The 13,150-nt window shown below is 60.3% G+C and carries 12 protein-coding genes; 8 read left to right on the top strand and 4 right to left on the bottom strand.

From position 1 onward, the window contains the following. Nucleotides 1-174 precede the first annotated feature (174 nt). Nucleotides 175-1,515, bottom strand: a complete 1,341-nt coding sequence (locus tag HU731_RS14655) for an OprD family porin (RefSeq protein ID WP_186607006.1) — start codon at nt 1,513-1,515, stop codon at nt 175-177. 370 nt (nt 1,516-1,885) lie between these two features. Here HU731_RS14655 and tauA point away from each other — a divergent pair, with 370 nt between their 5' ends. After that, on the top strand, nt 1,886-2,872 hold the full coding sequence (gene tauA / locus HU731_RS14660) for a taurine ABC transporter substrate-binding protein (RefSeq protein ID WP_186607007.1): 987 nt from the start codon (nt 1,886-1,888) through the stop codon (nt 2,870-2,872). 133 nt (nt 2,873-3,005) lie between these two features. Here tauA and argA read toward each other — a convergent pair whose 3' ends face one another. Continuing rightward, nucleotides 3,006-4,304 (bottom strand): amino-acid N-acetyltransferase, encoded by a 1,299-nt coding sequence (argA, locus tag HU731_RS14665; RefSeq protein WP_003195273.1) that lies wholly within the window; start codon nt 4,302-4,304, stop codon nt 3,006-3,008. 133 nt (nt 4,305-4,437) lie between these two features. Further along, nucleotides 4,438-5,586: an acetylornithine deacetylase gene (gene argE / locus HU731_RS14670; protein ID WP_186607008.1), complete on the bottom strand. Its 1,149-nt coding sequence runs from the start codon at nt 5,584-5,586 to the stop codon at nt 4,438-4,440. Nucleotides 5,587-5,744: 158 nt separating this feature from the next. On the opposite strand from argE, the gene HU731_RS14675 reads away from it, so the two are divergent. After that, entirely contained in the window at nt 5,745-7,112 is a 1,368-nt protein-coding gene (locus tag HU731_RS14675; protein WP_020301821.1) for a CYTH domain-containing protein, read from the top strand. Between the two features lie 106 nt (nt 7,113-7,218). Here HU731_RS14675 and HU731_RS14680 read toward each other — a convergent pair whose 3' ends face one another. Beyond that, nucleotides 7,219-7,692 (bottom strand): Lrp/AsnC family transcriptional regulator, encoded by a 474-nt coding sequence (locus HU731_RS14680; protein WP_056783155.1) that lies wholly within the window; start codon nt 7,690-7,692, stop codon nt 7,219-7,221. A gap of 127 nt (nt 7,693-7,819) precedes the next feature. Here HU731_RS14680 and HU731_RS14685 point away from each other — a divergent pair, with 127 nt between their 5' ends. The 6 genes from HU731_RS14685 (at nt 7,820) to HU731_RS14710 (ending at nt 13,079) form a co-directional block, all read left to right on the top strand. Continuing rightward, complete coding sequence (locus HU731_RS14685) at nt 7,820-8,158, top strand: ACT-like domain-containing protein (RefSeq protein ID WP_186607009.1); 339 nt, start codon at nt 7,820-7,822, stop codon at nt 8,156-8,158. An 82-nt stretch (nt 8,159-8,240) separates the two neighbouring features. Further along, nucleotides 8,241-9,935, top strand: coding sequence for a GspE/PulE family protein (locus HU731_RS14690; protein ID WP_186607010.1), 1,695 nt, complete (start codon nt 8,241-8,243; stop codon nt 9,933-9,935). Nucleotides 9,936-10,011: 76 nt separating this feature from the next. Beyond that, on the top strand, nt 10,012-10,932 hold the full coding sequence (locus HU731_RS14695; RefSeq protein WP_003195285.1) for an SPFH domain-containing protein: 921 nt from the start codon (nt 10,012-10,014) through the stop codon (nt 10,930-10,932). Nucleotides 10,933-10,942: 10 nt separating this feature from the next. Next, nucleotides 10,943-11,389 (top strand): NfeD family protein, encoded by a 447-nt coding sequence (locus tag HU731_RS14700; RefSeq protein ID WP_032894621.1) that lies wholly within the window; start codon nt 10,943-10,945, stop codon nt 11,387-11,389. 68 nt (nt 11,390-11,457) lie between these two features. Beyond that, entirely contained in the window at nt 11,458-11,772 is a 315-nt protein-coding gene (locus HU731_RS14705; protein WP_003176799.1) for a DUF2388 domain-containing protein, read from the top strand. A 164-nt stretch (nt 11,773-11,936) separates the two neighbouring features. After that, complete coding sequence (locus HU731_RS14710) at nt 11,937-13,079, top strand: DegT/DnrJ/EryC1/StrS family aminotransferase (protein ID WP_186607011.1); 1,143 nt, start codon at nt 11,937-11,939, stop codon at nt 13,077-13,079. The last annotated feature ends 71 nt before the right edge of the window (nt 13,080-13,150 follow it).

Consider the following 13,150-nt stretch of genomic DNA (forward strand, 5'->3'; position numbering starts at 1 on the left):
AAAAATCAGTTCATTGGACTTGGGAACGGCCTGAGGCCAACATCGCTTTCAAGGTTCGAGAAGGCCTTGAGACGCTGCAAAAAAGAGGGGTTCAGGAAGGGCTTGCGGGGGTTGAGCCCGACTTGAACAGCAAGACACCTTGCCCGGCATTGCGCCGGGCAAGGTTTTACAGTCTTACAACAGCGGGATCGAGTAGCTGACGATCAAGCGGTTTTCGTCTTGGTTACGCGCGTTGGCGATGTCGCTGCGCCACATAGCGTTTTTCCATGCCACGCCGACGTTCTTCAGCGGACCTTCCGGTACGACGTAGGCAACAGTGATGTCACGTTCCCACTCGGACTGGCCGGTGAACTCGGTACGGTTGCTGGAGACGGTGTCGATATGGTCGCCCTTCAGGTAAACCACACCCGCGGTCAGGCCAGGTACGCCGACTTTGGCGAAGTCGTAGGAGTAGCGAGCTTGCCAGGTACGCTCGCCGGCACGGGCGAACTTCTGGATTTGCATGTCGGTGGTGATATAAGCCGACGAGCCATCACCCTGGTTCAGCCAAGGGAAGTCGCTGCTGCCGTTGCTGACCTGGTAACCGCCACCGAAGGTGTGACCGGCCACCGAGTACAGGAACAGGCCGCTGTACAGGTTGTTGTCGACTTTGCCACGGCCGGAGTTCACGCCGCCGTAGTTGCCCGTCGAGAAGTAAGCGGACTGGTTGCCGTTGTTACCGTCGTCGGAGCTGTTGAAGTAGCGCAGGTCAGACTTCAGCACGCCAGGGCCGATAGCCCAGTTGTGGGTCAGGCCCAGGAAGTGTTGCTTGTAGAAATCTTCCAGGTTGCCGTAGTAGTACTGGGCGGTCAGATCCTTGGTGATCTTGTAGTCGCCACCGGCGTAGTAGAACTTGTTGCTCGAACGCCAGTTCACGCCACGGCTGTTGGCACCGGAGATGGACAGGCTTTCGTTGTTGCTGGAGTTACGGCCCTTGGCTTTTTCGATCTGGCCGGCAACCAGGGTCAGGTCCTTGATGTCGCTGGAGGTGATCTGGCCACCCTGGAAGGTCTGCGGCAGCATACGACCATCGTTGGTGACGATGACCGGCAGCTTGGGCTGCAAGGTACCCAGCTTCAGTTCGGTCTGGGAAATCTTGGCCTTGGCGGTCAGGCCCAGGCTCGAGTAGTTATCAACGGCTTCGCCATTGGACTTGCTCGGGAAGATGGTGCCGCCGTAGGAGCTGGCAGTCGCGCCGTTGGTACCGCCGCCCGAATCCAGGCGAACGCCCAGCAGGCCGATTGCGTCAAGACCGAAGCCAACGGTGCCTTGGGTGTAACCGGAGATGAAACGCAGATCGAAGCCTTGGCCCCACTCTTCGTTCTTGTTCGCACCAGCGCCTTCGCGGTTATCGGTGTTGATGTAGAAGTTGCGCAGGCCCAGTGTGGCCTTGCTGTCTTCGATGAAACCGGCAGCGCCTGCTTGCTGGGCGATTGCGCCCAACGCTACAGCCACAGCCAAGGTGGACTTCTTCATGTACCGCTCCTCTCATTTCTAATTTTTGTATTTCTTTGGTCTCGGGTCTGACGCCCTCGATCCACAGATGCGCGATTAGCGCCAGATAGTGACCACCAAGTCAATCGTAACCTTGTGTGTCTACTACCTTCGTCTAATCGCAGTTGATTTGGTCCCTGCAGGGTAATGAGTTTTTCATACACCCAAAAAGAATTATTTCATTCTTTTTCATACGATTCAGGAATAAGTCTCTCCGTGAAGCTGGCCGGTCAGGATAGACGCGCCGCTCCATAAGCTAATTCCTAAAGGGTATTTACTGGTGCTTTTTTAGATCGATTAGTGTGGCCGTACGGTTGCATACGTCACTCACGATCAAAAAGGCGACGCCATCATGGCCAAACGCACATCCTCCCGTCAATTTGTTACAGTTTTTGTATCGCTATTACTTTCTTTTGGTGTCAACGCCGCCGACCTGACGGTGGGCTACCAGACCGGCATCGATCCCAGCAAGGTTCCCCAGGCCGACGGCCTCTACGAAAAAGCCATTGGCGAAAAAATCGCCTGGCGCCGCTTCAACAGCGGGCCAGAGGTGGTCACGGCCATCGCTTCGGGTGATGTACACATCGGTAATCTCGGCTCCAGCCCGCTCGCGGCGGCGGCGTCGCGCAACCTGCCGATTGTGGCGTTTATCGTATCGGCACAGATCAACGCTTCTGAAGCCCTGGTGGTGCGCAACGGCAGTGGCATCGACACACCCCAGGACCTGATCGGCAAAACCATCGCCACCCCGTTCGTCTCGACTTCACATTACAGCCTGCTCGGCGCGCTGAAACACTGGGGGCTGAACACCCAGCAAGTCAAAGTGGTGAACCTGCAACCGGCCGAAATCGCCGCCGCCTGGAAGCGTGGCGATATTGATGGGGCTTTCGTGTGGTCGCCGGCCCTGGGCGAAATCCGCAAGACCGGCAAGACCCTCACAGACGCAGCGCAGGTGGGCCAATGGGGCGCGCCGACGTTTGAGGTGTGGGTGGCGCGCAAGGATTTTGCGCAAAAACATCCTGACGTCGTGGCCAAGTTCGCCAAGGTCACCCTGGATGCCTTTGCCGACTATGCCGCCCACAAAGACAGCTGGACGGTGGATTCCGAGCCAGTGCAGAAAATCGCCAAATTGACAGGTTCCAATGCCGACGACGTTCCGGAGCTACTGGCGGGCACGACGTTTCCCGATGCACAGGCACAGCAAACCGCTGCGCTGCTCAAGGGCGGCACGGCGAAGGCGATTGGGGAGACGGCGAAGTTCTTGAAGGAACAGGGGAAGGTGGAGACGGTGCCGCCGGATTATTCGGCCTATGTGACCGATAAATTCGTCACAGAATAAAAGCGCGGTCCAGTGTGGGAGCGGGCTTGCTCGCGAAGGCGGTGGTTCAGTCATTGATGCATTGACTGACAGTGCGCTTTCGCGAGCAAGCCCGCTCCCACATTTTGTTCTGCAGCATTCTTAAGGGCCGGGGTTACAGAGCCTTTTCGAAGATCTTGGAATTACGCTGATAGTTGTACAGCGACGCCCGCGCCGACGGCAGGCGGTCCACGCTGCTGGGCACAAAGCCGCGTTCGCGGAACCAGTGTGCCGTACGGGTGGTGAGTACAAAGAGGGTTTTCAAGCCCTGGGCGCGTGCCCGGGTCTGGATGCGTTCGAGCAACACATCGCCGCGCGCGCCGTGGCGGTACTCCGGGTTCACTGCCAGGCACGCCAGCTCGCCCGCATCCGAATCCGCGATCTGATACAGCGCTGCGCACGCGATGATCATGCCTTCGCGCTCGACCACGCTGAACTGTTCGATCTCCCGCTCCAGCACTTCCCGCGAACGGCGCACCAGAATGCCCTGCTCTTCCAGCGGGCTGATCAGGTCGAGCAAGCCGCCGACGTCTTCAATCGCCGCTTCGCGCACCAGTTCGAATTGTTCCTGGGCCACCAGCGTACCGCCACCATCGCGGGTGAACAGTTCGGTAAGCAAGGCACCATCTTCGGCGTAGCTGACGATGTGGCTGCGCCCTACTCCACCCCGGCAGGCTTCGGCAGCAGCATCGAGCAGTTCGGCTTGATAGTTGCTGCCCAAGCGTTGCAAGTGCGCAGGCACTTGTTGTGGGCGCAATTCACGCACCAGACGGCCGTTCTCATCGATCAGACCGGGATCGGCGCCGAACAGCAGCAACTTGTCGGCGCCCAGGTCGATGGCGGCGCGGGTGGCGACGTCTTCGCAGGCCAGGTTGAAGATCTCGCCGGTGGGCGAATACCCCAGGGGCGACAGCAGCACGATAGAGCGTTCATCCAACAAGCGGTTGATGCCCTTGCGATCGACCCGGCGCACTTCGCCGGTGTGGTGGTAGTCCACGCCTTCAAGCACGCCGATTGGCCGTGCGGTAACCAGGTTGCCGCTGGCCACACGCAGGCGCGAGCCCTGCATCGGCGATGACGCCATGTCCATGGACAAGCGCGCCTCGATGGCAATACGCAAATGCCCCACCGCGTCGATCACACACTCCAGCGTGGCGGCATCGGTGATGCGCAAGCCTTCGTGGTAAGCCGGGGTGAGGCCGCGTGCTTCAAGGCGGGTTTCGATTTGCGGGCGCGAGCCGTGCACCAGCACCAGGCGCACACCCAGGCTGTGGAGCAGCACCAGGTCGTGGACGATATTGCCGAAGTTGGGGTGGTCCACACCATCGCCGGGAAGCATGACCACAAAGGTGCAGTCGCGGTGGGCGTTGATGTAGGGCGAAGCGTGACGAAGCCAATTGACGTATTCGGGCATAACACCTGGGCCTGTAATAAAAAGCAGCCAAATAAAGGATCAATCGTGAAAGCGCACAGCGGCTGATGGTTATCGTCGGAACAGGCTTGGCGACACGCTCACTCTCCTTATGTACGAATGGGCAGGGGCAAATTTATGCAGGTTTCAGGCAGTAGTGTTCGATCAGTTCCCGCAATAGACGCACTGTAGGCGTCAAGCGTGACATTTCAAGGTATTCGCCAGGCTGGTGGGCGCAGGCAATATCGCCAGGGCCGAGCACCAGGGTTTCGCAACCAAGGCGCTGAAGATAAGGCGCTTCGGTGCCGAACGCTACTGCTTCGGCACGATGACCGGTCAAACGTTCCGCCACCCGCACCAACTCGGCGTCTTCGGGCTGCTCAAAGGGTGGCACTGCGGGGAACAACGGCGCGTAGTCGATCTTGACCTTATGCCGCTCGGCCACGGGTTCGAGCTTCTGGCGGATTGCTGCGCGCAACACCTCGGGGTCCATGCCCGGCAGGGGGCGCAGGTCGAACTCCAGGGAGCATTGGCCGCAGATGCGGTTGGGGTTGTCGCCGCCGTGAATGCAGCCGAAGTTCATGGTCGGCTGCGGCACGCTGAATTGTGCGTTGCGGTACTCGCGCTGCCAGGCCAGGCGCAGGCCGCGCAGTTCGCCGATGGCGTCATGCATGGCTTCCAGGGCGCTATGGCCTAGGCTTGGGTCCGACGAGTGGCCGCTGCGCCCGAGGATGTCGATGCGCTCCATCATCACGCCTTTGTGCAGGCGGATTGGCTTGAGCCCGGTCGGCTCGCCGATCACCGCCGCGCGACCCAGCGGGCGCCCCGCCTCGGCCAGCGCACGGGCACCGGACATGGAGCTTTCCTCGTCACAGGTGGCAAGAATCAACAGCGGCTGCTTGAAGGGTTGGTCGAGCAGCGGCAACACCGCTTCGATGACCAGGGCGAAGAAACCCTTCATGTCACAACTGCCCAGCCCTACCCAGCGGCCATCGACTTCCGTCAGCTTGAGCGGGTCGGCTTTCCACAGCGCCGCGTCATACGGCACGGTATCGCTATGCCCCGCCAGTACCAGGCCACCAGGGCCGCTGCCGAAGCTGGCCAACAGGTTGAACTTACCGGGGCTGACGTGTTGGATATCGATGGCAAAGCCCAAGTCGCCCAGCCATGCGGCGAGCAGGTCGATCACCGGGCGGTTGCTCTGGTCGAGAGACGCCTGGGTGCAACTCACCGACGGCGCGGCGATCAAGGCGGCGAACTGCTCTTTCATGGACGGTAACGGCATGCGCGGTCTCCCAACTTCCCGGATGAACCTCACTATAGAGGCATCTGCGCAACACAATAAACCGTTGCGGCGCGTTGCCGGGCTCAGTCCTGTACACTGCACGACCTTGGCAGCCACACTTTTCCCCGGCTGCGCTCCCGATCCTGGATTTTCCGGCCATGCAGAAAGAAACCGAAATCAAGCTACGCGTCAGCCGCGAAACACTCGCCGCGTTGCGTGAGCACCCGTTACTGAAAAAACGCAACAAAAGTGGCTGGGAACGCCGTGAGTTGATGAACCAGTACTTCGACACCCCCGAGCGTGACCTGGCCCAGGCCAAGGTTGCCCTGCGCCTGCGCAAGGACGGTGACGACATCATCCAGACCCTCAAAACTCGTGGCCAAAGCGTCGCCGGCTTGTCGGAACGCAACGAATACAACTGGGACCTGCCCAAAGCCAAGCTCGACGTGAAGAAACTCGATGGCGAGTGCTGGCCCGAGCAACTGGCCGAGCTGGACAAAAAGACCCTCAAGCCAATCTTCACCACCGACTTCGTGCGTGAACGCGCCGAAATCGCCTGGGGCCGTGGCAAGGCCAAGGTGGTGATCGAAGCCGCCCTGGACCTGGGCCACGTGGTGGTCGGCAAGCAGAAAGAAGAAATCTGCGAGCTGGAACTGGAACTGCGCGAAGGCGAACCGGCAGCCCTGCTGGAGCTGGCCGCCGAACTGGCCGCAACCCTGGCCCTGATGCCGTGCGACATCAGCAAGGCCGAACGCGGCTATCGCTTGTATGACGCCAGCAGCTACTCCCTGAGCCTGCCGGCGCCACAGATTCACGCCGAAATGCCCTTGGACGATGCGTTCGCCGCGATCCTGTGGCACCTGCTGGGCAGCAGCCAGCGCCTGGCCGAGCAGTACCGCTTCAACGGCCACTGGCGCCTGCTGCAAGACTGGGTCGAGAACCTCGGTGAATTGCGCGCCCTGATCGGCAGCCTCGGCCAGGCCGCGCCGCGCCAATCCACCAGCGAACTGCGCAGCGCCCTGGATGCGTTGCTGGAAGACTGGCGCCCGCTGGTCCAGGCCGGTGACGACGATGAAGACATCCGCAAAGCCGCGCCCGAGCAGTTCATCGAAGAGCTGCAAGACGTGCGCTGGGGCCTGTTCTCACTCAACCTCTCGCGCTGGTTGCTGGCTCGCACCTGGACGGCCGAACGTAACGTGCGTGGTAACCGCCAGGGCGCTGCGCAAATCACCAACTGGCTGCCACGCCTGTTGGCCGACGACGCCGTCGCCCTGCAACTGCAGCGCTACCAGCAGCAGCCGGAAGACCTCGCCGAGCAACTGCCGCGCATCGAACGCATCCAGGCCTGGCTGCACCATGCACGCCACGTGGTGGACATTCCTGAACTGGACCGCTTGTACGGCGAGCTGAACAAGCTGGCGCACCTGGCCAACCAGCCGATTACCGATGAATCCCTGGATGCGCGTATGCACCAGGCGATTGCGGTGTATCAGAATCGTGCCTGGAAGACCCTTCTGCGCCTGTAAGTCCCTCTACCTGTAGGAGCGAGCTTGCTCGCGAAAAACCCGAGAGCAATGTGGGGAGCCAGGCTTCCCGCGTTATCGTTAACGTTCTTCGCGAGCAAGCTCGCTCCTACAAGCGCAATACTGGCAGGCTGGTGGTGGACTTGATCTCCGACAACGCCACAATCGAATTGACCTCCTGAATCCCCGGCACCATCGACAACTTCTCGAAGAAAAACCGCTCATACGCCTCGATATCCGAGGTGACGATACGCAGCAGAAAATCCACCGCCCCCATCAGCACGTAGCACTCCAACACTTCTGGAAACCCGCGAATCGCCTCGGTGAACTCGGTGAAATTGGAGCGGCCGTGAGCGTTGAGTTTGACCTCGGCGAAAATCTGCGTGTTGAGCCCGATTTTCTTGCGGTCCAGCAGGGTGACCTGGCCGCGGATCACGCCCTCCTCCTTGAGCCGCTGAATGCGCCGCCAGCATGGCGACTGCGACAGGCCGACCTGCTCGGCAATCTGTGCGCTGGAGAGCGAGGCATCCTCTTGCAGCAAGGCCAGGATGCGGCGGTCGTAGGCGTCCAACTCACTGTGCATAAACGTACCCATTAATAGGCTGATCTTGAATTGATTGAGTCGATTTATCGCCAAACAGGCTCATCTTAGATAAGAAATCTCCCGAGGCGAATGTAAAAATTCCTCCAGTCGAATTTGGAGAGTCAGCATGCACGCCGTCGAAACCGCCTACCCTGCCACCCGCGTCGATGCGTGGGCGGCCAATAGCAACCACTGCCAGGCGCACTATCACATCGTCGCCGAGGCTGAACCGGACGTGCTGTGCCGGGTGCTGAACTACTTCGCGCTGCAATTGCTTACGCCCACCCAAGTCAGCGTGAACCGGGAAGCCGACCTGCTGAGCATCGATATCGTGATGACCGGCCTGAGCTGGCACCGCGCCCAGGTGATCGGTGAAAAGATTCGAAACCTGATCAGCGTCTGCACCCTGGAGCTGTGGTCGGCTGATTCCGAGCGACCTCAAGCGTTGGCGGCGATGGCGCAGTAAAAACCTGCAATACACGCGCAAGCAGGATCTTCAGCGGCTGGCTAGCCTGGGATTACACCCCAAGCCGCCCAGGAAAACCTGCATGCCCGTCGTCGCCCACGATCACCCCTTGGAACTGCAGCAATTGTTGCCGGCGTTGGTCGAGCAAGGGCTGATCACGGCGCAGGCGGCGCAAAAGGTAGTGCCAGCGCCCGCCAGCCAGCATCCCCTGGAATGCATCGCAGCCCAGGGTCCTTGCCTGGAGACCTTGACCCAATGGCTGGCCCGCCAGGTCGGCCAGCCTTACCTGCGCATCGACCCGTTGAAGATCGACGTGGCGGCCGTGGTGCCCTTGATGTCCCACGCCTTTGCCCAGCGCCACGGCATTCTTGCAGTCGCCGTGGATGCCCACAGCGTAACGGTCGCCAGTGCCCAACCCCATATCACCACCTGGGAAGCCGGGCTGTCCCAGGTACTCAAACGCACAATCAAGCGCGTGGTTGCCAACCCCCGGGATATCCGGCGCTGTACCAACGAGTTTTACCGCTTGGCCAAGTCCGTCAGCGGTGCGGATCAAAAGATGACGGCGCCTGGCAATGTCGACTTGCTCAGCCTCGGCGCCAGTGACAAGGAGCCGGATGCCAACGACGCGCATATCGTCAACATCGTCGACTGGCTGCTGCAATACGCCTTTGGCCAACGGGCCAGCGATATCCATATCGAGCCCTGCCGCGACCAGGGCCGGGTGCGCTTTCGCATTGATGGGCTGCTGCATGACGTCTATCAATTTCCCCCGCAGGTCACCATGGCCGTGGTCAGCCGCCTCAAAAGCCTGGGGCGCATGAACGTAGCCGAGAAACGCAAACCCCAGGATGGCCGCGTCAAGACCCGGAACCCTGCAGGTATCGAAGTGGAATTGCGGCTTTCGACCCTGCCCACGGCATTCGGCGAAAAGCTGGTGATGCGAATTTTTGACCCGCAGGTGCTGCTCAAGGATTTTGACCAGTTGGGTTTGTCCAATGCCGACCAACAACGCTGGCACGCCATGACGCGACGCACCCACGGCATCATCCTCGTCACCGGCCCGACCGGCTCAGGCAAGACCAGCACCCTCTACACTACCCTCAGGCAACTGGCGACCCGCGAGGTCAACCTGTGCACGGTGGAAGACCCGATTGAAATGGTCGAGCCCGCCTTCAACCAGATGCAGGTCCAGCACAACATCGACCTCACGTTCGCCAGCGGTATCCGCGCCCTGCTGCGCCAGGACCCGGACATCATCATGATCGGCGAAATCCGCGACCAGGAAACCGCAGAGATGGCTATCCAAGCCGCGCTGACCGGGCACCTGGTGCTATCGACCCTGCACACCAACGATGCGCCCAGCGCCATCAGCCGCCTGCAGGAGCTGGGCATTGCTCACTATTTGATCAAAGCCACGCTCATAGGCGTGATGGCGCAGCGCCTGGTGCGCGTTCTGTGCAGCCACTGCAAGCGCCCCGTGGGCCAGGAGGACGCTGGCGGCTTTGATGCTGTCGGCTGTGCGCAATGCCGTGACAGCGGTTATCAAGGCCGGGCTGGGCTGTATGAAATCATGCTCATGGACCCAGCCCTTCAGGCGCTGGTCACACCCGGTGCGGACGTACAAGCCCTGCGCCGTGGTGCACTGGCGCAGGGCATGAGCAGCCTGCGCATGGCCGGCATCGAGAAAGTGAAGGCCGGGCTGACCACGATGACGGAGGTATTACGGGTCACGCCAGGGGATTCAGAAACAAATCCTTTGTTTGCGGGGCCATGAAACCGTCTTTATCCGTGACCAGACCGTTACAATCGGCCTAATGTCGTTCACTGACACCTTCAGATAGGGAATCGCTATGCAGATCGGAACCGTACTGCTTCTTTTCGTGGGCTTGGCCATCGCCATCCTGTTCATGGGCTTCAAAGTGGTGCCCCAGGGCTACCAATGGACCGTCGAGCGTTTCGGCCGCTACACCAACACCCTCAAGCCTGGCCTGAATATCATCATCCCGGTCATGGACCGCATCGGTCGCAAGATCAATGTGATGGAAAGCGTGCTGGATATCCCGCCTCAAGAAGTCATCACCGCCGACAATGCCACCGTGCAGATCGATGCCGTTTGCTTCTTCCAGGTGGTCAATACCGCCCAGGCCGCCTATGAGGTCAACAACCTCGAACATGCTATCCGCAACCTGCTGCAGACCAATATCCGTACCGTACTCGGCTCCATGGAGCTGGACGCCATGCTGAGCCAGCGTGACGGCATCAACGAAAAACTCCTGCGCACCGTGGATGAAGCCACAGCGCCATGGGGCATCAAGATCACCCGTATCGAGATCAAGGACATCAGCCCGCCCGCCGACCTGATGGCCGCCATGTCCGGCCAGATGAAAGCCGAGCGAATCAAGCGTGCACAGATCCTCGAAGCAGAGGGCCTGCGGGCATCGGCGATCTTGACAGCGGAAGGCAAAAAGCAGGCGCAAATCCTTGAAGCCGAAGGCAGCCGCCAGGCCGCGTTCCTGGAATCCGAGGCACGCGAGCGCCAGGCCGAAGCCGAAGCGCGGGCGACACAAGTGGTGTCCGAAGCCATTGCGTCGGGCAACGTGCAGGCGGTGAACTACTTCGTCGCGCAAAAATACATCGACGCCCTGGGCAAGCTTGCGTCGGCCAACAACAGCAAGGTCATCCTGATGCCGCTGGAAGCCAGCCAGGTGATTGGCGCCGTGGGCGGTATCGGCGAAATCGTCAAGGCAACCTTCGGCAACCAGAAAGGCTGAGGCCAACACCATGTGGGACTTTTTGCTGCATTTGTCGTTCTGGGACTGGTTGGCACTGGGCACCGTGCTGTTGATTCTCGAGGTGTTCGGTGCCGGAGGCTACCTGCTCTGGATGGGCATCGCCGCCGCTGCCGTGGGCGTGATCAAGTTCGTGTTCCCACCGCTTGGGCTGGAATGGCAACTGCTGCTGTTTGCGATGTTGTCGATACTGACCGCCGTGTACTGGTGGAAACGCCAGCGCAGCAGTGCCAAGGCCAGTGATCAACCGGGGTTGAACGAGCGCGGTTCAGAGTTGGTGGGGCGCACTTTCGTGGTGCATCAAGCCATTGTGGATGGTCGCGGCAAGGTCAAAGTCGGCGATGGCGTGTGGATGGTCACCGGTGCCGACGCCCCCGTGGGCGCTCAAGTCCGCGTGGTTGGGCAGGATGGGGTGATTTTAAAGGTTGAAACTGTTTAGTCAGTGATGGAACTGGATCGGGTTAACTACAATCAAAACGTACAGATAACCCACCGGAGTCACCCATCATGCGTCTCAAATATGCTGTCGCAACCCTCGCTGTGCTTTCCCTACCTGTCGGCTCAGCCATGGCCGATAGCTTCTGGCGTAATGTCATCTCGTCGGGCGCCACCACTGGCTCGACTTACCTGACGTTCAAGGACCACAAGCTGGTGGTCGCCGCCCAGGACGACGCAGGCAGCTTCGTCGCCAGCGACGGCGGCATTCGCGGCCCGTACCTGGAAGCGGCGATGCAGAAGGTCCGCGCCGACAACCCTGGCCTCCAAGCCACGGACATGGAACTGGCTAACGCCATCCTGGCGAAGAATGCTGTCACCGAGTAACAACTGCCCTCATAAAAAATGCCGCTTTTTCAAGCGGCATTTTTTTGCCTGCTGCATGACGAATCGTTCATGGATGACAGGCTATATTCAGTCTCAGCGTGCAACCATGCCCCACTGACACCTGTATTTTTCATCGCCTACCTGAAACGGATGCCTTCTTCGTCATGAGCCAACAGCCCTTCCTGCCGTTTTCCAAACCGACCATTGATGAAGCCACCATCACGGCGGTCGGTGATGTTCTGCGTTCCGGCTGGATCACCAGCGGGCCAAAGGTGCAGGCGTTCGAAGCACAGTTGTCGGCGTATTTTGGCGGCCGTCCGGTGCGCACCTTCAACTCGGGCACCTGCACCATGGAGATCGCCTTGCGCATCGCCGGGATCGGGCCTGGGGATGAAGTCATCACCACGCCAATCTCCTGGGTTGCCACGGCCAACGTGATTCTCGAAGTCGGCGCCACTCCGGTTTTTGCCGACATCGACCCGGTGACGCGCAATATCGACCTGGCCCAGGTGGAAGCCGCCATTACCCCGCGCACCAAGGCGATTATCCCGGTCTACCTGGCCGGCTTGCCCCTGGATATGCCGATGCTCTACGCGCTGGCCAACAAGTACAACCTGCGCATTGTCGAAGATGCTGCCCAGGCCCTGGGTTCCAGCTGGGATGGGGAGCGTATCGGCGCAACGGGCGACTTCGTGTCTTTCAGCTTCCAGGCGAACAAGAACATCACGTCGTCCGAAGGCGGCTGCCTGGTGTTGAACAATGCCGAGGAGGCCCGTCTGGCCGAGAAGTACCGCCTGCAAGGCGTCACCCGCAGCGGCTTCGATGGCCTGGATGTGGATGTGCTGGGGGGCAAGTTCAACATGACCGACATTGCCGCCGCCATCGGCCTGGGGCAATTCGCGCACATCGAGAAGATCACCACCCATCGTCAGAACCTGGCACGTCACTACTTCAAATGCTTGGGCAGCGATTTCGAAGCCCAATACGGCGCGCAACTGCCGCCGGCAGACTTCGAAAACAGCAACTGGCACCTGTTCCAACTGGTGTTGCCAGAGCGCCAGGATGGCCTGCCGGCCCGTGCGACGTTCATGGAAAAGATGCAGGCCCACGGCGTGGGTATCGGCTATCACTACCCGCCGATCCACCTGCTGAGCCTGTATCGGGCACAGGGTTTCAAGGAAGGCATGTTCCCGGTGGCAGAGCGTGTTGGGCGTTTGATCGTGTCGTTGCCGATGTTCACGGCGATGACAGAGGCGGATGTGGAGCGGGCTGTAGCGGCGGTTAAAGCTGTATTGAAAAGAGACTGATCACAACAAATCAACTGTGGGAGCTGGCTTGCCTGCGATGCTGGCACCTCGGTGTATCGGTGATACCCGGG

This window comes from Pseudomonas salmasensis, from assembly GCF_014268375.2.
Taxonomy (GTDB): Bacteria; Pseudomonadota; Gammaproteobacteria; order Pseudomonadales; family Pseudomonadaceae; genus Aquipseudomonas; species Aquipseudomonas salmasensis.